The organism is Rhizobium sp. B21/90 (assembly GCF_019355815.1).
In the GTDB taxonomy this organism is placed as follows: Bacteria; Pseudomonadota; Alphaproteobacteria; order Rhizobiales; family Rhizobiaceae; genus Rhizobium; species Rhizobium rhododendri.
In genome coordinates, this window is sequence record NZ_CP072162.1 from 2,282,749 (window position 1) to 2,303,719 (window position 20,971).

Sequence of the window (20,971 nt, forward strand, 5' to 3'; positions counted from 1 at the left end):
TAATATAGGCCATTGCGGGCCTTACCCTTGAATCAGCCTGGTTCATGCCCCATAACCAATTGAACTGAAATGAAGACAGAAGTCCGGGTGGGTATGTTCGAACGTCAAAAGCCGGGGGAACCGAGCTGGCTGGGACCAGCGACACAGGCACGGATGGCGCTGATCCCGTCGATCTCGGCCGCGCGCTGGTTGCTGCTGCTTATCGCGCTGGCCGCTATCTACTTCTTTTACGGCTTCATCGTTCCGGTGCTGGCAGCACTCGTCATCGGCTTTGCGACCTGGCCGATCTATCGCGATATCCTGCGCCGCACCGGCAATCGCCGCACGATCGCTGCCTCCATCGCCATAATTCTGATCATCGCCTTCCTCGTGCTTCCGATCGTCTTCGCTGTGATCTACACCTCGGGCGAGGTGAAGGAATGGTTCACCTGGGCGCTGCACGTCAATCGCTTCGGCGCTCCGACGCCGCTGTGGATCATGGACCTGCCGATCGCCGGGCCGTGGCTTAATGAGCAATGGACGCATTATGTCGGCGTTCCCGGTGCCATCGGCGAAATGGCGCAGGTTGTCAGCGGCGCCAACATCGGCAACATCTACCGCGCGGTCCTTGCGGCAGGCGGTGGCGCATTCCACGTGATCCTGACGTTGCTGTTCATGATGATCGCGCTGTTTTTCGTCTATCGTGACGGGATCGGTTTCGTGCGGCAGCTGGATCTGATCGGCGAGCGCATCTTTCCCAATCGCTGGGCGCGGATCTCGCGGGTCGTGCCGATCACCATCAGTTCGACGGTCATGGGCATGACGGTCATCGCCATCGGTGAAGGCATCGTCCTCGGCGTCGCCTACTGGATCGCCGGCGTCCCCTCGCCCGTGACGCTCGGCGTGCTCACCGGCGTGATGGCGCTCATTCCCGGCGGCGCGCCCCTGTCGTTCACGCTGGTCTCCCTCTATCTGCTCGGCAGCGGTGCCCAGGTCGCCGGCGTCGCGCTGCTCGTCTGGGGCACGGTCGAGCTTTTCATCGTCGACAAGACGCTGCGACCGAGACTGGTCGGCGGCCCCATCAAGCTGCCGTTCCTGCCGACGTTTTTCGGCCTCGTCGGCGGCGTCAAGACGATGGGCTTTCTCGGGCTGTTTATCGGTCCGGTGCTGATGGCGATCATCGTTGCGATCTGGCGCGAATGGATCCGCGAAGTCGAGCTTGCGGAGGATGAGCAGGAATACAACGACGCCGAACAGCCGCTACGCATTCACCGCGACGTTCCCAAGGCCGATCTGGATGCCAGCGCTGTCCGCTAGTCGTAACCGGTCATTTCGAGATAACCGCGGCCCTTTTGCGTTCCCTGGAAGCTGATCGGCCCTTCCCAGTATGGAAAGCGCGTTGCCATCCAGGCCTGCGCATTCAGCGGGCTGGTCGTGACACTGAAATTGCGGACCGGGATATCCAGGCGCCATTCGATCGGCACGGTGTGGCCTGAGACGTTCGTTGTCTTGAGCGGCGTCATGGTCAGGGCGCCTTTGGGTAACGGCGTCGGCTTGCCATCGGCGGCAATCCAGGTGGCCGAGGTGAAACCCGCGCCGCTGTCGCGCAGCCTGAAACCCATCAGCTTTTCACCGTTTTCGAGATGCAGCGAAAACCAGTCCCAGCCCTTCTGGTCGGCCGAAAGCGGCTGCGACGACCACTCCCGATCGAGCCACGCATCCCCGGTCACGGCGACATCGCCACCCGGCAGTTTCAGCGTGCCCTTTGCCGCGTAGAACGGCTGCGAATAGTATTCGCTTGCCTGACCGCCGGCCGATTTCACGGAATAGCCGCCATCGCCCTGCGCAACGATGGGCCCCTTCGCGTCGAGAGTGAGATCGTAGCGAAAGCTTGCACCGGTGGCGGTGAGATCGATGTGGGACAGCGCGTCGCCACCTGCCGGTTTATCCGGACGCGTCTTCATCTGCCAGTCGTCGATCCACGCCGCAAAAGGCGTCGCCGTGACCCCGGCAGCGCCTGAACCATCGCGCGAAAACTTTTCGGCGACGAAATGCTGCGTCGGCGTGGTCACGGCGGCGTTGCCCATCCAGATCTGCGGACTGGACCAGTTCGCCTTCGCGCCGGGCGACAGCGCCGAACGGAACAGCGTCCACTGCACCCCGTAGTCCTTTCCATCCGCCCCCTTGAGATCCGCGGTCAGGTACCACCACTCGATGCGGTAGTCCGGATGCGGGCCATGGTCTGCCGGAAAGCTGAAGGGCACACCTGGCTTGGGGACGGCGAAGCCATCGGCACTGGTGCCGAGACCGGCGAACCCCTGGGCGTTGACCATCCCGCCTTGAGAACCGACGGCGAGTGCGATGCAAAACAGCGATGCTCTAACGCTCATTGGCGAAAACCTTCAGCAGATCGGACGGCGACAGCGTCGCCAGTCGGCGGAGTGGGATGAGCGCTGCCAGCAACGCTGCAACCAGCGCAAACCCGGCCAGCCGCAGCCAGTCCGAAGGAAAAAGGTGCATCGGCAGGCGCCAGCCGAATGCCTCGACGTTGACGATGGCAAGCAACACCCAGGCGAGACCGATGCCGACCGGCAGCGCCGCAACGAGGGTGAGGACCGCCAGCACCATGGTGCGCGCCACTTCGAGCGCCACCAGATGCCGACGCGTCAGCCCCATCGCCCAGACCGGGGCAATCTGCGACAGCCGCATGCCTGACAGGGTCATGAGACTGGCAAACATCGCCAGTCCGGCGACGCCCAGTGTCAGCACATTGAGGGCGCCGGTGACGGCGAATGTCTTTTCGAAGATCTCCAGCGACTTGGCCTTGATGCTCGCCTGGTCGACGACATTCTGCGACGGCAGGTGAAACTGCGCCTCAAGCGCATCCACAAGCGCCGGGGTCTTGGCCGGATCGAGACGCAGGCCGTAGCGTAGCCGCGAAACGTTGGGGTAGTGGGTCGTCAAGCCATCGATACCGACAATGGCCTGACCGATGGGATTACCATAGTCGGAGTAGACGCCGACGATGGTGGTCTTCCAGTTTCCCGGCAGAACCAGGGGGTCGCCGACCCTGAGTTTCTCGCGGCGCGACATCTGCTCGTTGATCAGCGCGGTATTTCCTGCAGCGATCCGGTCCCAGACGTCGGGGACGGCCTGCAGCATCGGCCAGTTGTCCCGGTATATACGGTCATTAGCGACGCCGAAGACCTGCGCCGGGCGACCGGCGACGGTACCTTCGACATTCCAGATCGGCAGCACGGCATCGACGCGGGGGGCGAGCCATGTGCGCAAGGCCGATGCCTCGCCCTCGTTGCGCGCGGTGACGTAGAGTTCGGCTGCCAGACGCTGATCGAGCCAGCCGATGAAGGTCAGGCGAAAACTCGCGACCATGGTGCCGACGCCGACATTCGCCGACAGGGCCAGCAGCAGCGCCATCAGCGCCAGCGACAGGCCGGGCAGTTGCTGGCGGGTATCGGCCCAGAACCATTGTGTCAGGGGACCGCGTGCCAGGCGCTGCATGATCGCCAGCATCAAGGTCATGACCACAGGCAAAAGCAGTGCCGAGCCCAGCAGCAGCCCGGCCAGAACCGCAAACCCGGCCACCAGACCGGAGCCCCAGAGCGCCAGCGTCAGGCCGACCGCAAAAAAGCCGAGCGCCAGGCCCGATTGGACCTTGAGTGCTGCCTCCGACGCCCTCGCCCACGCACGCGGCTGGGCGGGCGCCAGCAGCGGTAATCTCCAGACCTGCCAGAGGCTCTGTGCCGACGACACCAGCGTGCCGAGGACGGCAATGGCCATACCCGTTGCCCACCACTCCGGCCGCAACGTCAGCGTGCCCGGCACGGCGGCGCCATAGAGCCCCTGCAATGTGGCCGCCACGTCAGGCAGCAGGGCCGATGCGACGAAATAGCCAAGCACCACGCCGCCAAGGCCGGCAACGAGCGCGAGGATGAGCAATTCGGCCAGCAACAGGGCGATCAAGGCCCGGGCCGACAGGCCCAGAGACCGGAGCGTCCGGAATGTCTGGCGACGCTGCTCGAAGGCAAGACCGATGGCCGAATAGACGATGAACAGCCCGACGGCGAAGGCCAGCAGCCCGAAAGCAGTCAGGTTGAGATGGAAGCTGTCAGTCAGCCGGACGAGGTCGCCCTGCGGGTCCGGCGCGTGAACGACGAGACCTGGTGCGATCGACGACAGCGGTGCGAGACCGGCTGGCTGGTGGGGGTCGAGGATCAGGCGGCTGATCTGTCCGTGTTTATCCAGAAGGGATTGGGCGATGCCGATGTCGACAAGCGCCGTTCCCGGCGGCAGGCCACTAGCCGTCTCCAGCGGCGGCGCCGGCTGGCCGGCCAGTTGCGTGGCAGTTGCCGGCGCGACATACATGCGGCCCGGCGGCGTGATGAAGCTCAGGAGGTCATTGCCTGCGCTGACGTTCACCTGTTGCGCCTCTGCGGGAAGGCTGACCGGATCGAGGCCTATGACGTGTATCCTGACGGTGCCGAACCTTATGTCGCCTTCGATGACGGGAGACACCAGCCAGCCGGCACGCCGGAGAGCGACGAAATCGGACTGCGGCATCAGTTCGCCATCGGCGGAGACAATCTGCTGCAACCGGTCCTGGCCGAGCATGGCTGCCGCGCGGTCGTAGCTGGCACGGGCTTCGGCGTTGATCGCTTGCACGCCTGACCACAAAGCCGTGGCCAGGGACAGGCCGAGCAGCAGCATGGCCAGTTGCATCGGTCGGCGGCGCCAGTGGGACAGCAGCGCGGAGAGGCTGACTGCCAGCATCAGGCGATCCGCCCCGAGCGCAGATGGATGCGTGCATCGAGGCGTTCGGCGAGGCGCAGCGAATGCGTGACCATCAGCAACGCGGCTCCCGTCTCGGCCACCAGCGACAGCATAAGGTCGAGCACCGCGTCGCCAGTCGCCTCGTCGAGATTACCGGTCGGCTCGTCGGCCAGCACCAGCTTTGGTCGTGCCGCCAACGTGCGACCTATGGCAACACGCTGCTGCTGGCCGCCGGAGAGTTGCTCCGGGTAGCGTTTCAGCAAGCCCGCCAGCCCCAGCCTCTCCGTCAGCTCTTTCTGCCAGCCGGTGTCGTGCCGTCCGGCAAGACGGGCGTGGAAGGCAAGATTGGCTTCGACGTCGAGCGAGGGAATGAGATTGAACTGCTGGAACACGAGACCGACCACGCTGCGGCGCAGCGCGGCGCGGCCGACATCGCGCAGATGCGTCACATCGTTGCCGGCGATAGCAATGCTACCGGCATCGATGCTGTCGAGACCGGCTGCGAGATGCAGCAAAGTGCTCTTGCCGCTGCCCGATTCGCCCGTGAGTGCCAGGCTCCGGCCAGCGTCCAGACCGAGATCTATGGAATGCAACACTTCCAGTGGTCCCTCGACCGTCTGGTAGGACTTGCTCACACCTTGCATTGCGAGAACCATTGTATTCCTTATAAGGTCCACGGAGCGGCTGACCTCGTGCTTCGCGGTGGCCCGGGTCCATAAGACTGGCTAATTTGACCCCGTATATGCAGTATAGGCGATTCGATGGCGATCCTGTTCAAGACCGCGTTAAGTGAAGACAAGGCGTTGGAAAAAGTCGAGGCCACGATCCTCGACGGCAGCGGCCGGGATGGCTACCTGAACGTCATGACCGAGGATATGGAACGGGCAGCAGCTTCGGAAAGAGGTCGGCATACCGGCGAATTCCGCGACCAAGTGGACGTCGCGCTTGCGGAAGCCAAACAAACCGCTCCTTTCTGGCTCGTCTATCGCCGCACCGAGAACGACCCGGTAACAGCCAACGAGATCCGCAATGCCGCCATCCGCTTGACGCGGGGCTACAGCGGCACGATCGTCATCGCCCTTAGCCTGCTCGGCCACAATCATGACGATGGCGATCTTGAGCTGGTCTTCATCTGTTTCCGCGAGGATTTTCACCGGCGTAATTTCCGCGTCCGCTACGAGCACAAATACGTCCCCGACTGACTTCCGGATCTGAGCGCTGCCCACGCTTTGTTAGTGAAGCTTTTGCTTGGCCCATAATTTGTCGCTGGTGCTGCTTCAGAACCAACCCGTCCAGGCCTGACCTTGACAGGCGGAGGCATGCCGATCAAGCCAGACCCTGCTATTTGGGAGGCTTCTCGTGAAAACACTCGTATCGCTGTCTGCATTCGTCGGCAGGACGTTTGCCCTCTGGGTCATCCTGTTTGCGGTCCTTGGATTTCTGTTTCCAAACACGTTCAAGCTGATTGCGCCCTACATCGTCATCCTGCTCGGCATCATCATGTTCGGCATGGGCCTGACGCTTTCGCTCGATGACTTCCAGGCGCTCGTCAGGCGTCCGCTGGAGGTCGCAATCGGTGTCCTCGCGCACTTCATCATCATGCCGGCACTTGCAGTTCTGCTGACACGCATCATCCCGATGCCGCCGGAGGTCGCAGCAGGCGTGATCCTCGTCGGCTGCTGCCCGGGCGGCACGTCCAGCAATGTCATGACCTATCTTGCGAAAGGCGATGTCGCCCTCAGCGTCGCCTGCACAAGCGTGACAACGCTGGCCGCACCGATTGTCACGCCGTTCCTGGTCTGGATGTTTGCCAGCCAATACCTGCCGGTCGATCCCGTCGCGATGTTTCTTAGCATCGTCCAGGTCATATTGCTGCCGCTGGCATTGGGACTGCTGTTCCAGAAGTTTGTCCCGTCGCTCGTACGGGCGGCCATTCCGGTGCTGCCGCTGGTCAGCGTCGTCGGCATCGTCCTGATCGTCAGTGCCGTCGTTGGCGCCAGCAAGGGCGCAATTGCGCAATCCGGGCTGCTGATCTTTGCCGTCGTCGTCCTCCACAACGGGCTCGGCTATCTTTTCGGCTTCTTCGCGGCCAAGGCGTTCGGACTTTCGCTGCCGAAACGCAAGGCATTGGCCATCGAGGTCGGCATGCAGAACAGCGGATTGGGTGCAGCACTTGCCAATGCGTATTTTTCGCCGATCGCCGCAGTTCCGAGCGCGATCTTCAGCGTGTGGCACAATATTTCCGGAGCATTGATTGCCAATTACTTCTCACGGCAAACAGAACAGGAAAAACCAGATATTGCTCCAGTTTTCTGAAGAACTTTTGGAAAATGTTTTTTTCCAAACTATATAAGGTTAATAAATCCTACCAAAAATGGGCTGCGCTGGAAGTATAGGCTCGGTTCTTCATGACCCGTGAGATGCTATGATACCCCGCCGCGAGAGGGCGGTTACCATTTTTGTAGGGGTTCATCATGAGTTATAAAGCTGCACTTGGCATGTCGATCGCACTTCTGCTTTCGGTTCAGGCAAGCACTGCATTCGCGTTCGGCGCTTTCGCCGTCAACGACAGCAAGGGTACATCGGCGAGCGACGTCGGCTATGGCACGGGCTGGGGCTCGACCCGCAAGGAAGCCGAGCGGGATGCGATGAAGTCCTGCAAGGAAGCCGGCAACGACAGCTGTGAAATTGCCGTCTGGTTCGAGACGTGCGGCGCCTATGTCGGCGACAAGGTCAACTACGGCATAGGCTACGGCGACACCAAGCGCGAAGCCGAAAAGAAGGCGCTGCAAGATTGCCCGAATTGCCGAGTTATCGTTTCGGACTGCCAGAACTAAGGCGCCCAAGCCTGAAACGTCACTGAAGAGTGACGGCCTGCATTCGCGTCAGCCGTCACTCTCACTACTATCAATATGTTAAAGTACAGCACCATCGCTTGTTTGTACTTTGCTCGAACGAGCTAAATAAGCGACGACGTATGTTCCCTTTTAAAATTCGCTGAACGCGCTATTCTATGGGCTTCCGCTACAGGAGGTCCTTGCATGCGCACGCTGCCTTACGCTTTCCTAGCCTTCCTTTTCTGCTTGGGTCTTACGCCTGCTGCGGCGGCGGATGCTGCGCTGGCGGCCCAGCAGGTCATCGAGAAGCAGATACAGGCCTTTCTTCACGACGATGCGGACGCGGCCTACTCTTTTGCAGCGCCGGGCATTGCCGCTAAATTTCCGGACAAGGACGCCTTCTTCGCGATGGTGAAGAAGAGCTACCAGCCGGTCTATCATCCCGGAAACTATGCCTTCGGTCGCAGCAAATCGGAAAGCGACGATGCCGTTCTCTACCAGGAAGTGCTGATCACCGGCCGCGACGGTCAGGACTGGTCGGCGATCTACCAGCTGGCTCGTCAGCCTGACGGCGGCTACAAGATCAACGGCGTGCAGATCGTGCCGAACACGACGAGCAAGGGCATCTAATACTCAGATCCGCTCGAGGTCGCCCTTTGCCCAGTTCTCCTGCGTTTCCGCCATGAAATCGGCAAAGCGGCCCTCCTCGATCGACTGCCGGATGCCCTGCATCAGTTCCTGGTAGTAGGCGAGATTGTGCCATGACAGCAGCATGCCGCCCAACGCTTCGCCGGTGCGCGTCAGGTGGTGAAGGTAGGCGCGGGAATAGTCGCGCGATGCCGGGCAATTCGATTGTTCGTCGAGCGGGCGCATATCTTCCGCATGGCGTGCGTTGCGCAGGTTCACCTTGCCGCGCCGGGTAAAGGCGAGGCCGTGGCGACCGGAGCGGGTCGGCATGACGCAGTCGAACATGTCGATGCCGCGTGCCACCGACTTCAGGATATCGTCAGGCGTACCGACACCCATCAGATAGCGTGGCCGGTCCGTCGGCAACACCGGCAAGGTCGTCTCCAGCATCTTGAGCATGACGTCCTGAGGCTCGCCGACGGCGAGGCCGCCGATGGCATAACCCTTCAGGTCCAGCTGGGTCAGCCCTTGCGCCGAGCGGATGCGAAGATCGGGAATGTCACCGCCCTGTACGATGCCGAACATTGCCTTGCCGGGCTGTTCGCCGAACGCCACCCTGCAGCGTTCCGCCCAGCGCAGCGACATTTCCATGGCGCGCTGGATCTCTTTCGGCTCGCACGGCAGCGCCACGCACTCATCGAGCTGCATCTGGATGTCGCTGTCCAGCAGGCCCTGGATCTCGATCGAGCGCTCTGGCGACATGTAATGCGTACTGCCGTCAACGTGGGACTTAAAGGTGACCCCCTGCTCGTCGAGCTTGCGCAGCCCCGACAGCGACATCACCTGGAAGCCGCCGGAATCGGTAAGGATTGGATAAGGCCAGCGGATCAATTCGTGCAGGCCGCCAAGGCGGGCGACGCGCTCCGCGCCCGGACGCAGCATCAGGTGGTAGGTGTTGCCGAGGATGATGTCGGCGCCGCTGTCGCGCACCTGGTCGAGATACATCGCCTTGACGGTGCCGACGGTGCCAACCGGCATGAAGGCCGGTGTGCGTATCGAACCGCGTGGCATCGAGACTTCACCGAGACGGGCGCCTGCATCGGTCTTCTTCAACTGGAACTGAAAGGTCTGGCTCATCTAGTCTTTCCGGAACAGGAGGCTGGCATCGCCATAGGAATAGAAACGGTAGCCGGTGCCGATAGCATGGGCGTAGGCCGCGTGCATCGTTTCGAAGCCGGCGAAAGCAGAAACCAGCATGAACAGCGTCGAGCGCGGCAGGTGAAAATTGGTCATCAGGATATCGACCGCCTTGAAGCGGTAGCCTGGGGTGATAAAAATGCCGGTCGGCCCGGACCACGGATCGATGGTGCCGTCGTCTGCGGCCGCACTCTCGATCAGTCGCAACGATGTCGTACCGACGCAGACGATCCGGCCGCCGCGCGCCTTGACCGCATTCAGCGCTTCAGCCGTCGCTGCGCTGACATGGCCGATCTCCTGATGCATCTTGTGGTCGTCGGTATCATCGGCCTTGACCGGGAGGAACGTTCCGGCGCCGACGTGCAGCGTCACGAAATGCCGCTCGACGCCGATCCGGTCCAGGGCATAGAACAGTTCCGGGGTGAAATGCAGCCCGGCCGTGGGTGCCGCGACGGCTCCTTTTTCCCGGGCATAGATCGTCTGGTAGTCGGTACTGTCGCGCTCGTCCTCGTGACGCTTGGCGGCAATATAGGGAGGAAGCGGGATGTGGCCGACGGCCGCTATCGCTGCATCCAGCTCTGGACCGGAGAAATCGAAATGCAGGGTGATTTCACCGCCCTCGCCTTTCTCGCCGACAGTTGCCTCAAGGGCGATCTCGGCGGTTTCGCTGCCGAACTGGATGCGGTCACCGGTCTTGATGCGCTTGCCCGGTTTGGCAAAGGCTTTCCAGCTGCCGGGCGACATCCGCATGTGGAGCGTGGCGGAAACCTGCTGGCTGGTCGCGCCGTCGCGGTGACGAATGCCCTCGAGCTGGGCCGGAATGACCCGGGTGTCGTTGAACACCACAGCGTCTCCAGCCCGCAGGAACGAAGGCAGGTCACGGACGAGATGGTCGGACAATTCGGGTGTTGCGTGGGGATCGACAATCAGCAGCCGGGCGCTGTCACGCGGCTCGGCGGGACGCAGCGCAATGCGCTCATCCGGGAGGTCGAAATCGAATAGGTCTACGCGCATGGGCAATTCCAGACAAAGTGAAACCCGCCCCCGCGCCGGGAGCGCGAAGGGCGGGCTTCAGGAGTAATCACGATCAGACGTCGGCGGCAACCCGCATGGTGACGATCGAATCCGGATCCTTGACGGGCTCGCCCTTCTTGATCTTGTCGACGTTATCCATGCCTTCGATGACCTGACCCCAGACCGAGTACTGCTTGTTGAGCCACGGTGAATCGGCAAGGCAGATGAAGAACTGCGAATTGGCCGAGTTCGGAGCCTGTGAGCGGGCCATCGAGCAGATGCCCCGGGTGTGGTTGGTCGCAGAGAATTCAGCCTTCAGGTCTGGCTTGGACGAGCCGCCCATGCCGGCGCGGGCCGGGTTGAAGTCTGCGCCGCCGGTCTTGCCGAACTTGACGTCGCCGGTCTGGGCCATGAAGTCGTTGATGACGCGGTGGAAGACCACGCCGTCATAGGCCTTTTCGCGGGCCAGTTCCTTGATGCGCGCAACGTGCTCTGGTGCCACTTCCGGCAGCAGCTGGATGACGACTTTGCCCTTGGTGGTTTCCAGGATGATGGTGTTTTCCGGATCTTTGATCTCAGCCATTGTGTTTTCCTCTTTTGAACTTCTTACTTCTTGCCCAGGGTGACCTTGATCATCCGGTCAGGGTCGGTAACGGAACCACTGTCGCCCTCGCCCTTCTTGATCTTGTCGACGAATTCCATGCCGGACACGACTTTGCCGACGACCGTGTACTGGCCGTTGAGGAAAGGTCCGTCCTTGAACATGATAAAGAACTGCGAGTTTGCCGAATTGGGATCCTGCGAGCGGGCCATGCCGACGGTGCCGCGCACGAAAGGCGTCTTGGAAAACTCGGCCTTGATGTCGGGCATGTCGGAGCCGCCCATGCCGGCCTGCTGGGCATTATAGCCCTTGGCCATGTTGCCGAACTTGACGTCGCCGGTCTGGGCCATGAAGCCGTCGATGACGCGGTGGAAGGCGACGTTGTCATAGGCACCCTTGGCGACCAGCGCCTTGATCTGGGCGACGTGCTTCGGGGCGATTTCCGGCATGAGCTGGATGACGACCGGGCCGTCCTTCAGCTGGATCGTGATGTCGTTATCGTCGGCAGCGGAAGCAGCGCCTGTCAGGGATGCCAGGTACATAAGTCCGGCGAAAGCGATGTGGATGAACTTCATGGAATGCTCCGTTGGGAAAATCGTTAGGGCCTAGCGTTTCGCCTTGGCCTTCAGGGCGACAAGAACCGGTGCGGGCACGAACGCGCTGACATCGCCGCCCATGGCTGCAATCTGGCGAACCAATGTGGCCGTTATCGGCCGGAAGGCGGTGCCGGCCGGCAGAAAGATGGTCTGCAGCTCGGGCGCCATCTGGCGGTTCATGCCGGCCATCTGCATTTCGTAATCGAGATCGGTACCATCGCGCAGGCCGCGCACCAGCAGCGATGCACCATGACTGCGAGCGGCGTCGATCACCAGATTGTCGAACGAGACCACCGAAATGGCGTCAGTCTTGCCGGGAAGAGCGGCGGCCAGCGACTGCCGGACCAGTTCGGCGCGCTCCTCGAAGGAGAACATCGGTGTCTTTCCCGGGTGCACCCCGATCGCGACGATAACAGTCGACGCGACGTTCAACGCCTGGGCGAGAACGTCGAGATGTCCGTTTGTCATCGGATCGAAGGATCCGGGATAGAAAGCTATCGTCATTCTCTACCGGCCGGTTGTTTCGCTGGCCTTTTGTCATGGATGGGGCGCTATCGCAAGTCATTTGCGGCACGGCAACCGGCGGCTGAATGGAAGATGAATGCGGCGTTCAAGGCCGTTTCAGGCAGGCCGTGATTAAAAGGGCCATACCGTCGAAAGCAACGAGGACGGTGAGTTCAACGCTCCGTTTCGAGGCTGACGATCATGCTGATCCTTCTCGCTACCGCCACCATCATCGGCTCGCTGATCGTCGAGATGCTCGTTCGCCGGTTCAACTCGACCTACGAAATCGAATGGCCGACGGCCACTCCAGTCCCCGAAAATGCACTCGCTTTGGACGTCGTGGCGACACTTCGGCGGGCGGCCGCAAACATGAACGGTAAATGAACGACCTATTCAAAGTTGCTTCAGCGAACCTTCGTTAAATAGTTGTCAACATCCGGCGGAACCAATTTCCAAAGGACACGTTATCAGATCGGAACACAGACATGAACACAGTAACACGAAGGAAAAAAGCCATGCCGGACAAAGTCATCCTCATCAACGTCGTCTGGATGACAGTCATTACCGGCATGCTGGCTTTCACAGTTGCTCTCTACGGTCAGAAGACCGATCAGTCTCCTGTCTATGGTCCATATGCATCGGCTCACTCCTACGTGGCGAGCCAATATTAAGGATCTGATCGCACGGAGTTGCGAAGAAGGAAAACAACCATGTTCACGATTTTGACATTGCTCACTGCCGTTATCAGCGTCATGTTCGTCGTGTCCGTGGCGTCAACCGTTTCGGCACTGCGTCGCGAAAGCGAAGAGATGAAGCAGATCACCAAGCAGCACAAGGCGTTCTGAACGCCTGCTGCATCTGGAAGTCTGCAGTAGATTTCTCACACGCTCTCATCATCAATAATTATCAAACAATGAAGCCGAACGATCCTCCCATCGTTCGGCTTCATTGTTTTATTACCCTTCCTCAACGAAAAACCGGGCGCAAAAGCTGCGCCCGGTTTTTTGGTATCGGTGGCATATCTTGTCGGCTGCTATTCGGGACTGCCTTCATCCGGCGAACCGGCTGGCGGCGTCTCGCTGTCTGAAGTTTCAGCATCGAGAGGCGCTACGGTGCCATCTTCCGCGACATCGACGATTTCCTCATCGTCTTCCGGCTCGTTGATGCGCTCGACCGACACGACCTTCTCGTTCTTGGCGGTGGAGAAGATCGTCACGCCCTTGGTAGCGCGGCTGGCGAAGCGGATGCCGCCGACGGGAACTCGGATGAGCTGGCCGCCGTCGGAGACAAGCATGATCTGATCGCCGTCATCGACAGGGAAGGCCGCAACAAGTTCGCCGATCTCGCCGGTCTTTGACGTGTCGGTGGCACGGATGCCCTTGCCGCCTCTGCCAGATATGCGGAAATCGTAGGAAGACGAGCGTTTTCCGAAGCCCTTTTCGGAAACCGTCAGCACGAACTGTTCGCGCGCCTTCAGTTCCTCGTAGCGCTCGTCGCTCAACTGGCCTTCCTCCACGACTTCCTCGCCGACAAGTGCGATATCTTCGGCTTCGCCCGTTGTCAGGCGCCGCTCATTGGCGGCCCGTTTCAGATAGGCAGCCCGCTCCCACGGCTCGGCGTCGACATGGCTGACGATCGTCATCGAGATGATGCGGTCGCCTTCGGCCATGGTGATGCCGCGGACGCCGATGGAGTTGCGGCCTGCAAAGACGCGGACGTCGGATACGGAGAAGCGTATGCACTGGCCAAGCGCCGTGGTCATCAGAACGTCCTGATGTTCCGAGCAGGTCTCGACGGACAGGATTTCATCGCCGTCCTCGTCCAGCTTCATGGCGATCTTGCCATTGCGGTTCACCTGGATGAAGTCCGACAGCTTGTTGCGGCGAACCGTACCGCGCGTTGTCGAGAACATGACGTCCAGGTTTTCCCAGCTCGCCTCGTCCTCGGGCAACGGCATGATCGTGGTGATGCGTTCGCCCTTTTCGAGCGGCAGCATGTTGATCAGCGCCTTGCCGCGAGACTGTGGCGTGCCGATGGGGAGACGCCAGACCTTCTCCTTGTAGACGATGCCGCGCGAGGAGAAGAACAGCACCGGCGTGTGGGTGTTGGCAACGAAAAGCCGGTTGACGAAATCCTCGTCGCGGGTGGCCATGCCGGAGCGGCCCTTGCCGCCGCGGCGCTGGGCGCGATAGGTGGTCAGCGGGACGCGCTTGATGTAGCCGAGATGCGAGACGGTTACGACCATGTCCTCACGGGAGATGAGATCCTCGTCATCCATCTCGAGGCCGCCATCGATAATCTCGGTGCGGCGCGTTGTGCCGAATTCGTCGCGCACAGACGTCAGTTCGTCCTTGACGATGGTCTGGACGCGAACGCGGGAAGACAGGATGTCGAGGTAATCCTTGATCTCGTCGCCGATCTTGTTCAGTTCGTCGCCGATTTCATCGCGGCCGAGGGCTGTCAGGCGGGCAAGGCGCAATTCGAGAATGGCGCGGGACTGTTCTTCTGACAGATTGTAGGTCAGGTCTTCATTGATGCGGTGGCGCGGATCGTCGATCAGCCGGATCAGGCTTTCGACATCCGATGCAGGCCAGCGGCGCGTCATCAGCTCTTCGCGGGCAGACTGCGGATCCGGCGCCTGGCGGATTACACGGATGACTTCGTCGATGTTGGCAACTGCAATAGCGAGACCGACCAAGACATGGGCGCGGTCGCGGGCCTTGCGCAGCAGGTACTTCGTACGCCGGCTAACGACTTCCTCGCGGAACGAAACGAAGGCGCGCAGCATGTCGAGCAGCGTCATCTGTTCCGGCTTGCCGCCGTTCAGTGCCACCATGTTGCAGCCGAAGGACGTCTGCAGCGGCGTGTAGCGATAGAGCTGGTTGAGGATGACCTCTGCATTGGCGTCGCGCTTCAGCTCGACGACGACGCGGTAGCCCTGTCGGTCGGATTCGTCGCGCAGGTCGGAGATGCCCTCGATGCGCTTTTCGCGCACCAGTTCGGCCATCTTCTCGATCATCGTCGACTTGTTCACCTGGAAGGGAATTTCGGTGATGATGATCTGTTCGCGATCGCCGCGCATCGGCTCGATGGCTGCAACGCCGCGCATGATGACCGAACCGCGACCGGTCTCATAAGCCGAGCGGATGCCGGCACGACCGAGGATCTTGGCACCGGTCGGGAAATCGGGGCCCGGAATGATCTGCATCAGATCGGCGAGCTCGATGGCCGGGTCGTCGATCAGCGCGATGCAGGCATTGATCACTTCGATCAGATTATGCGGCGGAATATTGGTGGCCATGCCGACGGCGATGCCGCCAGCGCCGTTGACCAGCAGGTTGGGGAATTTTGCGGGCACCACGACCGGCTCGCTGAGCGTGCCATCATAGTTCTCGCGAAAGTCGACCGTATCCTTGTCGAGGTCGTCGAGCAGCGCGTGAGCAGCTTTCTGCAGCCGGCACTCTGTGTAGCGTTCGGCTGCCGGCGGATCACCGTCGACGGAACCGAAATTGCCCTGGCCGTCGATGAGCGGCAACCGAAGCGACCAGTCCTGCGCCATGCGGGCCAGCGCATCGTAAATGGCCGAGTTGCCGTGCGGGTGGAATTTACCCATCACATCCCCGGTCACGCGGGCGCATTTTACGTATTTCTTGTTCCAGTCGATCCCGAGTTCGGACATGCCGAAAAGGATGCGTCTATGAACAGGCTTGAGACCGTCCCTGACATCCGGAAGGGCGCGGCTGACGATAACGCTCATGGCGTAGTCGAGATAGGACCGCTGCATTTCCTCGATGATGGAAATTGGCTCGATACCAGGCGGGAGCTTCCCGCCACCGGGTGTGGATTGCTCAGTCAAAACAGATCACGATCTCTTTAAGAATCACTGTGGAATTTATAGCGGAAAGCGGACAAAGGCGCTAATTTCGCCAACGGTTTTGAACAGGCTTTTAGCCTCTGGAACGTTTCAATAGCACATTTTTGCGACATGTGGGAAAAGCTCGTCGCTGCGAACGCTTTGCCAAACGGCGATCAGCGCTTAAGGGTCAGTTTCATAAGTGAAGTTGACGATCCGGGGGAAATTATGGCGAGCGTAGACAGTCTCATCAATGCCTTCACCACATTGATGGTGACCATCGATCCACCCGGGCTGGCACCGCTGTTCCTGGCGCTGACGACAGGCATGAACCGCAGCCAGCGGACGCAGGTCGCTTTGCGCGGTTCGCTGATTGCCTTTGGTATCCTCGCCGCCTTCGCGCTGTTCGGCTCAAGCGTGCTTGGCGTACTCGGCATATCGATCGGTGCATTCAGAATTGCTGGCGGACTGCTGCTATTCTGGATCGCCTTCGAGATGGTCTTCGAGAAACGCCAGGACCGCAAGGAAAAGACGGCCGAGGTGGCAATCACCCGGGATCATATCCATAACATCTCGGTTTTCCCGCTGGCATTGCCGCTGATCGCGGGGCCCGGCGCCATCTCTGCGACGATCCTGCTTTCTGGATCGCTGCAGAGCTCCGTCGATCGCTCGCAGTTGATCGTCGTGATCGCGGCCTGCCTGGTACTGACATTTGCAGCCCTGCTGATTGCCGAGCGTCTCGACCGCTTCCTGGGCATGACGGGACGTGCGATCCTGACGCGCCTCCTCGGCGTTATCCTGGCAGCGCTTGCCACACAGTTCGTCGTCGATGGCATCCGATCGGCCTTTGCGATCTGACCGGGTGTGCGCGGGTTAGGTGCGCGCCTTCAATATGTATTTCCAGATCGTGCCGCCGAAAAATCGATTGGCAATGACGAAATAGGCGATGACCAGCGCGAACAGCAGCATTGCCGGCCAGCCGTTCAGCTGGAAACCATCTTCAGTCATGCCGCCCGTCAGCAGCGCCACGAGGTAACCCAGGCCGAAAAAAGCGGTGATCAGGTCGAGGATAAGCGCCAGCACGCGTCTCCATGTCGACGGATTTCTTGGCACGAGTGCGTCTGACATTGCTGAAGTCCCTGTTATTCCGGCCGCAAAACGAAAGATGCACCCCGCAGGGTGCATCGGATAGTCCAATCTCAGAACGGAATGTCGTCATCAAGTTCGCGCGAGAAGTTTCCGCCACCGCCGCTATTGCCGGCGTTACCGGCATTGCCGCGACCGGATGACGACGATGGCGAAGACTGGTTGTAGTCGTCGCCGTAGCCCGAACCGCCGCCGCCGAAATCATTGCCACCACCGCCGCTGCGCTGCATGCCGCGACCGCCGCCTTCGCCAGCGCCGTCACCGCGTCCGTCGAGCATGGTCAAAGTGGAGTTGAAGCCCTGAAGGACGATTTCGGTCGAGTATTTCTCGATACCGGCCTGGTCAGTCCACTTACGGGTCTGCAGGGCGCCCTCGATGTAAACCTTGGCACCCTTCTTCAGATACTGCTCGGCAACCTTGCACAGACCCTCGTTGAAGATCACCACGCGGTGCCACTCGGTCTTTTCCTTGCGCTCGCCGGACGACTTGTCCCGCCACGTTTCGGAGGTGGCAATGTTGAGATTGGCGATCGGGCGACCATCCTGGGTCCGGCGGATTTCCGGATCAGCCCCGAGGTTCCCAATCAGAATTACCTTGTTTACGCTGCCCGCCATACCAATCACCCTGCTCGCCGCGCCCACCGGCGGCCCTGGAACATAATTGCACGCACCTTAAACCATCGGCCCCGCCCGGTGCGATCTAAGCGGCGGTCATCCACAAGGAATTTTGTTCTTTCTTTGTTCTAGTCAGCGGCTATGATTTTGTCAACCGAATCGAAAAGCGGGCGGAGAGTCGCATTTCAACCTCGACTCGCCGGCCTTCATCACTAGATAAGGGCTGAACAGGGATTTAGCGGAAAACGATGAGCGAACTGAAGACCATCTCCATCCGGGGTGCGCGCGAGCACAATCTCAAGGGTATCGACATCGATCTGCCGCGCAACAAGCTGATCGTCATGACCGGCCTGTCGGGCTCGGGAAAGTCGTCGCTCGCCTTCGATACGATCTATGCGGAAGGCCAGCGCCGCTATGTCGAGAGCCTGTCGGCCTATGCGCGTCAGTTCCTCGAGATGATGCAGAAGCCCGATGTCGACCTGATCGAGGGCCTGTCCCCGGCGATCTCCATCGAGCAGAAGACGACGTCGCGCAACCCACGCTCGACGGTCGGCACCGTTACGGAAATCTACGACTACATGCGCCTGCTGTTTGCCCGCGTCGGCGTGCCCTATTCGCCAGCCACCGGACTGCCGATCGAGAGCCAGACCGTCAGCCAGATGGTCGACCGCGTGCTCGCCTTTGGCGACGGCACCCGCCTTTATATTTTGGCGCCGATGGTGCGCGGGCGTAAGGGCGAATACAAGAAAGAGCTTGCCGAGCTCATGAAAAAGGGCTTCCAGCGCGTCAAGATCGACGGACAGTTCTACGAGATCGCCGATGCGCCTGCCCTCGACAAGAAGTACAAGCACGACATCGACGTGGTCGTCGATCGCATTGTCGTGCGCGCTGATGTCGCGGCGCGTCTGGCTGACAGCTTCGAGACGTCTCTGCGGCTGGCGGACGGACTGGCCGTGGCGGAGTTTGCCGACAAGCCATTGCCGCCCGAGGAAACCTCTGCCGGCGGTTCCGCCAACAAGTCGCTGAACGAGACCCACGAACGGGTGCTGTTTTCAGAGAAGTTTGCCTGCCCGGTGTCCGGCTTTACCATTCCAGAGATTGAACCCCGCCTGTTCTCGTTCAACAATCCAGCCGGCGCCTGCCCCTCCTGCGACGGTCTCGGCTCGCTGCAGAAGATCGATCCCGAGATGATCGTCCCCGAGCATGAGCGCACCCTTCGCGATGGCGCGATTGCCCCGTGGGCCAAATCGACGTCTCCCTATTACAATCAGACGCTGGAGGCGCTCGGCAAGCATTATGGCTTCAAGCTCTCGAGCCGCTGGAGCGACCTGCCTGCTAAGGCCAAGGAAGTGATCGTGCACGGCACGGAAGACAAGATCGAGTTCCAGTACGCCGACGGTGCGCGTGCCTACACGACGCACAAGAATTTCGAAGGCATCGTGCCCAACCTAGAGCGCCGCTGGAAGGAAACAGACAGCGCCTGGGCGCGCGAGGAGATCGAGCGCTATATGTCAGCGGCTCCGTGTCCCGTCTGCGCCGGCTACCGGCTGAAGCCGGAAGCGCTGGCGGTGAAGATCGCCACGCTGCATATCGGCCAGGTCTCGGAGATGTCGATCCGCAACGCCCGCGACTGGTTCGAGACGCTGCCGGCGATATTCACGTCCAAGCAGAACGAAATCGCGGTCCGCATCCTCAAGGAAATCCGCGACCGGTTGCGGTTTCTCAACGATGTCGGGCTGGAATATCTGAGCCTTTCCCGCAATTCAGGAACGCTCTCGGGCGGCGAGAGCCAGCGCATCCGGCTCGCCTCCCAGATCGGCTCCGGCCTTACGGGCGTGCTCTACGTCCTTGACGAGCCTTCCATCGGCCTCCACCAGCGCGACAATGCGCGCCTGCTGGAGACACTGAAGCATCTGCGTGACATCGGCAACACGGTCATCGTCGTCGAGCACGACGAGGATGCGATCATGCAGGCAGACGATGTCGTCGATATCGGCCCTGCAGCCGGTATCCATGGGGGCGAGGTCATTGCGCATGGCACGCCGCAGCAGATCATGGCGAACCCGAATTCGCTGACAGGCCGCTATCTGTCCGGCGATCTCGGCGTGCCCGTGCCTGCAGAGCGACGCAAGCCGAAGAAGGGCAAGGAAATCAAGATTTTTGGCGCCCGCGGCAACAATCTGAAGAACGTTACGGCTGCGATCCCGCTCGGCGTCTTCACCGCCGTCAGCGGCGTCTCGGGCGGCGGCAAGTCCACCTTCCTGATCGAGACGCTCTACAAGTCTGCGGCCCGCCGCGTCATGGGCGCCCGCGAAACGCCGGCCGAGCACGACCGCATCGATGGCTTCGAGCATATCGACAAGGTCATCGACATCGACCAGTCGCCGATTGGCCGGACGCCACGATCCAACCCGGCCACCTATACCGGCGCCTTCACGCCGATCCGCGACTGGTTTTCCGGATTACCGGAAGCCAAGGCGCGCGGCTACCAGCCGGGCCGGTTCTCGTTCAACGTCAAGGGCGGACGCTGCGAGGCCTGCCAGGGCGATGGCGTCATCAAGATCGAGATGCACTTCCTGCCCGACGTCTACGTCACCTGCGACGTCTGCCACGGCAAGCGCTATAACCGCGAGACGCTCGACGTCACCTTCAAGAGCAAGTCGATTGCCGACGTGCTCGACATGACCGTCGAAGAAGGCGTCGATTTCTTTGCTGCGGTGCCTGCGGTGCGTGACAAGCTACAATCGCTGAAGGACGTCGGTCTCGGCTATATCAAGGTCGGACAGCAGGCCAACACGCTCTCCGGCGGCGAGGCGCAGCGTGTCAAGCTGGCCAAGGAATTGTCGAAGCGCTCGACCGGGCGCACGCTTTATATCCTCGACGAGCCGACGACAGGGCTTCATTTCCACGATGTTGCCAAGCTGCTGGAAATGCTGCACGAATTGGTCAACCAAGGCAATTCGGTTGTCGTCATCGAGCACAATCTCGAGGTCATCAAGACCGCCGACTGGGTGCTCGACTTCGGCCCCGAAGGTGGCGACGGCGGCGGCGAGATCGTGGCAGTTGGCACGCCTGAGACAATCGTCAAGGAGAAGCGGTCCTATACCGGACACTTCCTCAAGGAATTGCTGGAGCGGCGGCCCGTCAAGAAGGCCGTGGCTGCGGCAGAGTGATCTCCCGGCGAACAGACACTCGAAGCGCCGGATACCGGTACG

General features: G+C 60.9%; 21 protein-coding genes. 10 read left to right on the plus strand and 11 right to left on the minus strand.

Translation table 11 applies throughout. The features are described from left to right. Window positions 1-87 precede the first annotated feature (87 nt). On the plus strand, window positions 88-1,296 hold the full coding sequence (locus tag J5278_RS10840; protein WP_202617119.1) for an AI-2E family transporter: 1,209 nt from the start codon (window positions 88-90) through the stop codon (window positions 1,294-1,296). Here the strand turns inward: J5278_RS10840 and J5278_RS10845 are convergent. From J5278_RS10845 to J5278_RS10855, 3 genes are read right to left on the minus strand one after another with little or no spacing between them, the layout of a single operon-like run. Continuing rightward, window positions 1,293-2,369, minus strand: coding sequence for a lipocalin-like domain-containing protein (locus J5278_RS10845; protein ID WP_209183721.1), 1,077 nt, complete (start codon window positions 2,367-2,369; stop codon window positions 1,293-1,295). The genes J5278_RS10840 and J5278_RS10845 overlap by 4 nt on opposite strands. Continuing rightward, window positions 2,359-4,767 carry an FtsX-like permease family protein gene (locus J5278_RS10850; protein WP_209183720.1) on the minus strand — a complete coding sequence of 803 codons (2,409 nt, stop codon included), beginning with the start codon at window positions 4,765-4,767 and terminating at the stop codon, window positions 2,359-2,361. Before J5278_RS10850 ends, J5278_RS10845 begins: the two co-directional genes overlap by 11 nt. Further along, window positions 4,767-5,423, minus strand: coding sequence for an ABC transporter ATP-binding protein (locus tag J5278_RS10855; RefSeq protein WP_209183719.1), 657 nt, complete (start codon window positions 5,421-5,423; stop codon window positions 4,767-4,769). The genes J5278_RS10850 and J5278_RS10855 overlap by 1 nt, the downstream gene beginning before the upstream one ends. Before the next feature lie 105 nt (window positions 5,424-5,528). Between J5278_RS10855 and J5278_RS10860 the strand changes: the two genes are divergently transcribed. The 4 genes from J5278_RS10860 (at window position 5,529) to J5278_RS10875 (ending at window position 8,234) form a co-directional block, all read left to right on the plus strand. Further along, window positions 5,529-5,969, plus strand: coding sequence for a hypothetical protein (locus J5278_RS10860; protein WP_209183718.1), 441 nt, complete (start codon window positions 5,529-5,531; stop codon window positions 5,967-5,969). 157 nt (window positions 5,970-6,126) lie between these two features. Continuing rightward, window positions 6,127-7,083: a bile acid:sodium symporter family protein gene (locus J5278_RS10865; RefSeq protein WP_209183717.1), complete on the plus strand. Its 957-nt coding sequence runs from the start codon at window positions 6,127-6,129 to the stop codon at window positions 7,081-7,083. Between the two features lie 158 nt (window positions 7,084-7,241). Next, a complete protein-coding gene (locus J5278_RS10870; protein WP_209183716.1) occupies window positions 7,242-7,604 on the plus strand; it encodes a DUF4189 domain-containing protein in 363 nt (120 codons plus the stop codon). Between the two features lie 204 nt (window positions 7,605-7,808). After that, window positions 7,809-8,234: a DUF4864 domain-containing protein gene (locus J5278_RS10875; protein ID WP_209183715.1), complete on the plus strand. Its 426-nt coding sequence runs from the start codon at window positions 7,809-7,811 to the stop codon at window positions 8,232-8,234. A 3-nt stretch (window positions 8,235-8,237) separates the two neighbouring features. On the opposite strand, the gene tgt is transcribed toward J5278_RS10875, so the two are convergent. From tgt to coaD, 5 genes are all read right to left on the minus strand, one after another. After that, complete coding sequence (tgt, locus tag J5278_RS10880) at window positions 8,238-9,368, minus strand: tRNA guanosine(34) transglycosylase Tgt (RefSeq protein WP_142828847.1); 1,131 nt, start codon at window positions 9,366-9,368, stop codon at window positions 8,238-8,240. Next, window positions 9,369-10,442, minus strand: a complete 1,074-nt coding sequence (gene queA, locus J5278_RS10885) for a tRNA preQ1(34) S-adenosylmethionine ribosyltransferase-isomerase QueA (RefSeq protein WP_209183714.1) — start codon at window positions 10,440-10,442, stop codon at window positions 9,369-9,371. Between the two features lie 73 nt (window positions 10,443-10,515). After that, the gene (locus J5278_RS10890; protein WP_209183713.1) at window positions 10,516-11,025 is read right to left on the minus strand and encodes a peptidylprolyl isomerase; all 510 of its coding nucleotides are present in this window, start codon (window positions 11,023-11,025) and stop codon (window positions 10,516-10,518) included. Between the two features lie 23 nt (window positions 11,026-11,048). After that, the gene (locus J5278_RS10895) at window positions 11,049-11,618 is read right to left on the minus strand and encodes a peptidylprolyl isomerase (protein ID WP_209183712.1); all 570 of its coding nucleotides are present in this window, start codon (window positions 11,616-11,618) and stop codon (window positions 11,049-11,051) included. 30 nt (window positions 11,619-11,648) lie between these two features. Then, on the minus strand, window positions 11,649-12,143 hold the full coding sequence (gene coaD / locus J5278_RS10900; protein ID WP_142822648.1) for a pantetheine-phosphate adenylyltransferase: 495 nt from the start codon (window positions 12,141-12,143) through the stop codon (window positions 11,649-11,651). Between the two features lie 201 nt (window positions 12,144-12,344). On the opposite strand from coaD, the gene J5278_RS10905 reads away from it, so the two are divergent. From J5278_RS10905 to J5278_RS30925, 3 genes are all read left to right on the plus strand, one after another. After that, on the plus strand, window positions 12,345-12,527 hold the full coding sequence (locus J5278_RS10905) for a hypothetical protein (protein ID WP_142822647.1): 183 nt from the start codon (window positions 12,345-12,347) through the stop codon (window positions 12,525-12,527). 131 nt (window positions 12,528-12,658) lie between these two features. Next, a complete protein-coding gene (locus J5278_RS10910; protein ID WP_162854755.1) occupies window positions 12,659-12,814 on the plus strand; it encodes a hypothetical protein in 156 nt (51 codons plus the stop codon). 39 nt (window positions 12,815-12,853) lie between these two features. Further along, window positions 12,854-12,988: a hypothetical protein gene (locus J5278_RS30925; RefSeq protein WP_257623361.1), complete on the plus strand. Its 135-nt coding sequence runs from the start codon at window positions 12,854-12,856 to the stop codon at window positions 12,986-12,988. Between the two features lie 188 nt (window positions 12,989-13,176). Here the strand turns inward: J5278_RS30925 and gyrA are convergent, their stop codons facing one another. Beyond that, window positions 13,177-15,999 (minus strand): DNA gyrase subunit A, encoded by a 2,823-nt coding sequence (gyrA, locus tag J5278_RS10915; RefSeq protein WP_219258271.1) that lies wholly within the window; start codon window positions 15,997-15,999, stop codon window positions 13,177-13,179. Window positions 16,000-16,224: 225 nt separating this feature from the next. Between gyrA and J5278_RS10920 the strand changes: the two genes are divergently transcribed. Beyond that, window positions 16,225-16,854 (plus strand): MarC family protein, encoded by a 630-nt coding sequence (locus tag J5278_RS10920; protein WP_142822645.1) that lies wholly within the window; start codon window positions 16,225-16,227, stop codon window positions 16,852-16,854. Window positions 16,855-16,869: 15 nt separating this feature from the next. On the opposite strand, the gene J5278_RS10925 is transcribed toward J5278_RS10920, so the two are convergent. Further along, entirely contained in the window at window positions 16,870-17,124 is a 255-nt protein-coding gene (locus J5278_RS10925) for an RDD family protein (RefSeq protein WP_209183710.1), read from the minus strand. 71 nt (window positions 17,125-17,195) lie between these two features. Further along, window positions 17,196-17,756: a single-stranded DNA-binding protein gene (locus J5278_RS10930; RefSeq protein ID WP_111215778.1), complete on the minus strand. Its 561-nt coding sequence runs from the start codon at window positions 17,754-17,756 to the stop codon at window positions 17,196-17,198. Window positions 17,757-18,004: 248 nt separating this feature from the next. Between J5278_RS10930 and uvrA the strand changes: the two genes are divergently transcribed. Continuing rightward, window positions 18,005-20,929, plus strand: a complete 2,925-nt coding sequence (gene uvrA / locus J5278_RS10935; protein WP_209187457.1) for an excinuclease ABC subunit UvrA — start codon at window positions 18,005-18,007, stop codon at window positions 20,927-20,929. The last annotated feature ends 42 nt before the right edge of the window (window positions 20,930-20,971 follow it).

Excerpts from the sequence above, each read along its gene's own strand:
- uvrA (WP_209187457.1), top strand. The coding sequence starts at position 18,005 with ATGAGCGAACTGAAGACCATCTCCATCCGGGGTGCGCGCGAGCACAAT.
- J5278_RS10845 (WP_209183721.1), bottom strand. The coding sequence starts at position 2,369 with ATGAGCGTTAGAGCATCGCTGTTTTGCATCGCACTCGCCGTCGGTTCT.
- J5278_RS10890 (WP_209183713.1), bottom strand. The coding sequence starts at position 11,025 with ATGGCTGAGATCAAAGATCCGGAAAACACCATCATCCTGGAAACCACC.
- coaD (WP_142822648.1), bottom strand. The coding sequence starts at position 12,143 with ATGACGATAGCTTTCTATCCCGGATCCTTCGATCCGATGACAAACGGA.
- tgt (WP_142828847.1), bottom strand. The coding sequence starts at position 9,368 with ATGAGCCAGACCTTTCAGTTCCAGTTGAAGAAGACCGATGCAGGCGCC.
- J5278_RS30925 (WP_257623361.1), top strand. The coding sequence starts at position 12,854 with ATGTTCACGATTTTGACATTGCTCACTGCCGTTATCAGCGTCATGTTC.
- J5278_RS10850 (WP_209183720.1), bottom strand. The coding sequence starts at position 4,767 with ATGCTGGCAGTCAGCCTCTCCGCGCTGCTGTCCCACTGGCGCCGCCGA.
- J5278_RS10930 (WP_111215778.1), bottom strand. The coding sequence starts at position 17,756 with ATGGCGGGCAGCGTAAACAAGGTAATTCTGATTGGGAACCTCGGGGCT.
- J5278_RS10910 (WP_162854755.1), top strand. The coding sequence starts at position 12,659 with ATGCCGGACAAAGTCATCCTCATCAACGTCGTCTGGATGACAGTCATT.
- J5278_RS10895 (WP_209183712.1), bottom strand. The coding sequence starts at position 11,618 with ATGAAGTTCATCCACATCGCTTTCGCCGGACTTATGTACCTGGCATCC.
- J5278_RS10855 (WP_209183719.1), bottom strand. The coding sequence starts at position 5,423 with ATGGTTCTCGCAATGCAAGGTGTGAGCAAGTCCTACCAGACGGTCGAG.
- J5278_RS10870 (WP_209183716.1), top strand. The coding sequence starts at position 7,242 with ATGAGTTATAAAGCTGCACTTGGCATGTCGATCGCACTTCTGCTTTCG.
- J5278_RS10920 (WP_142822645.1), top strand. The coding sequence starts at position 16,225 with ATGGCGAGCGTAGACAGTCTCATCAATGCCTTCACCACATTGATGGTG.
- J5278_RS10860 (WP_209183718.1), top strand. The coding sequence starts at position 5,529 with ATGGCGATCCTGTTCAAGACCGCGTTAAGTGAAGACAAGGCGTTGGAA.
- J5278_RS10875 (WP_209183715.1), top strand. The coding sequence starts at position 7,809 with ATGCGCACGCTGCCTTACGCTTTCCTAGCCTTCCTTTTCTGCTTGGGT.
- J5278_RS10925 (WP_209183710.1), bottom strand. The coding sequence starts at position 17,124 with ATGTCAGACGCACTCGTGCCAAGAAATCCGTCGACATGGAGACGCGTG.
- queA (WP_209183714.1), bottom strand. The coding sequence starts at position 10,442 with ATGCGCGTAGACCTATTCGATTTCGACCTCCCGGATGAGCGCATTGCG.
- J5278_RS10905 (WP_142822647.1), top strand. The coding sequence starts at position 12,345 with ATGCTGATCCTTCTCGCTACCGCCACCATCATCGGCTCGCTGATCGTC.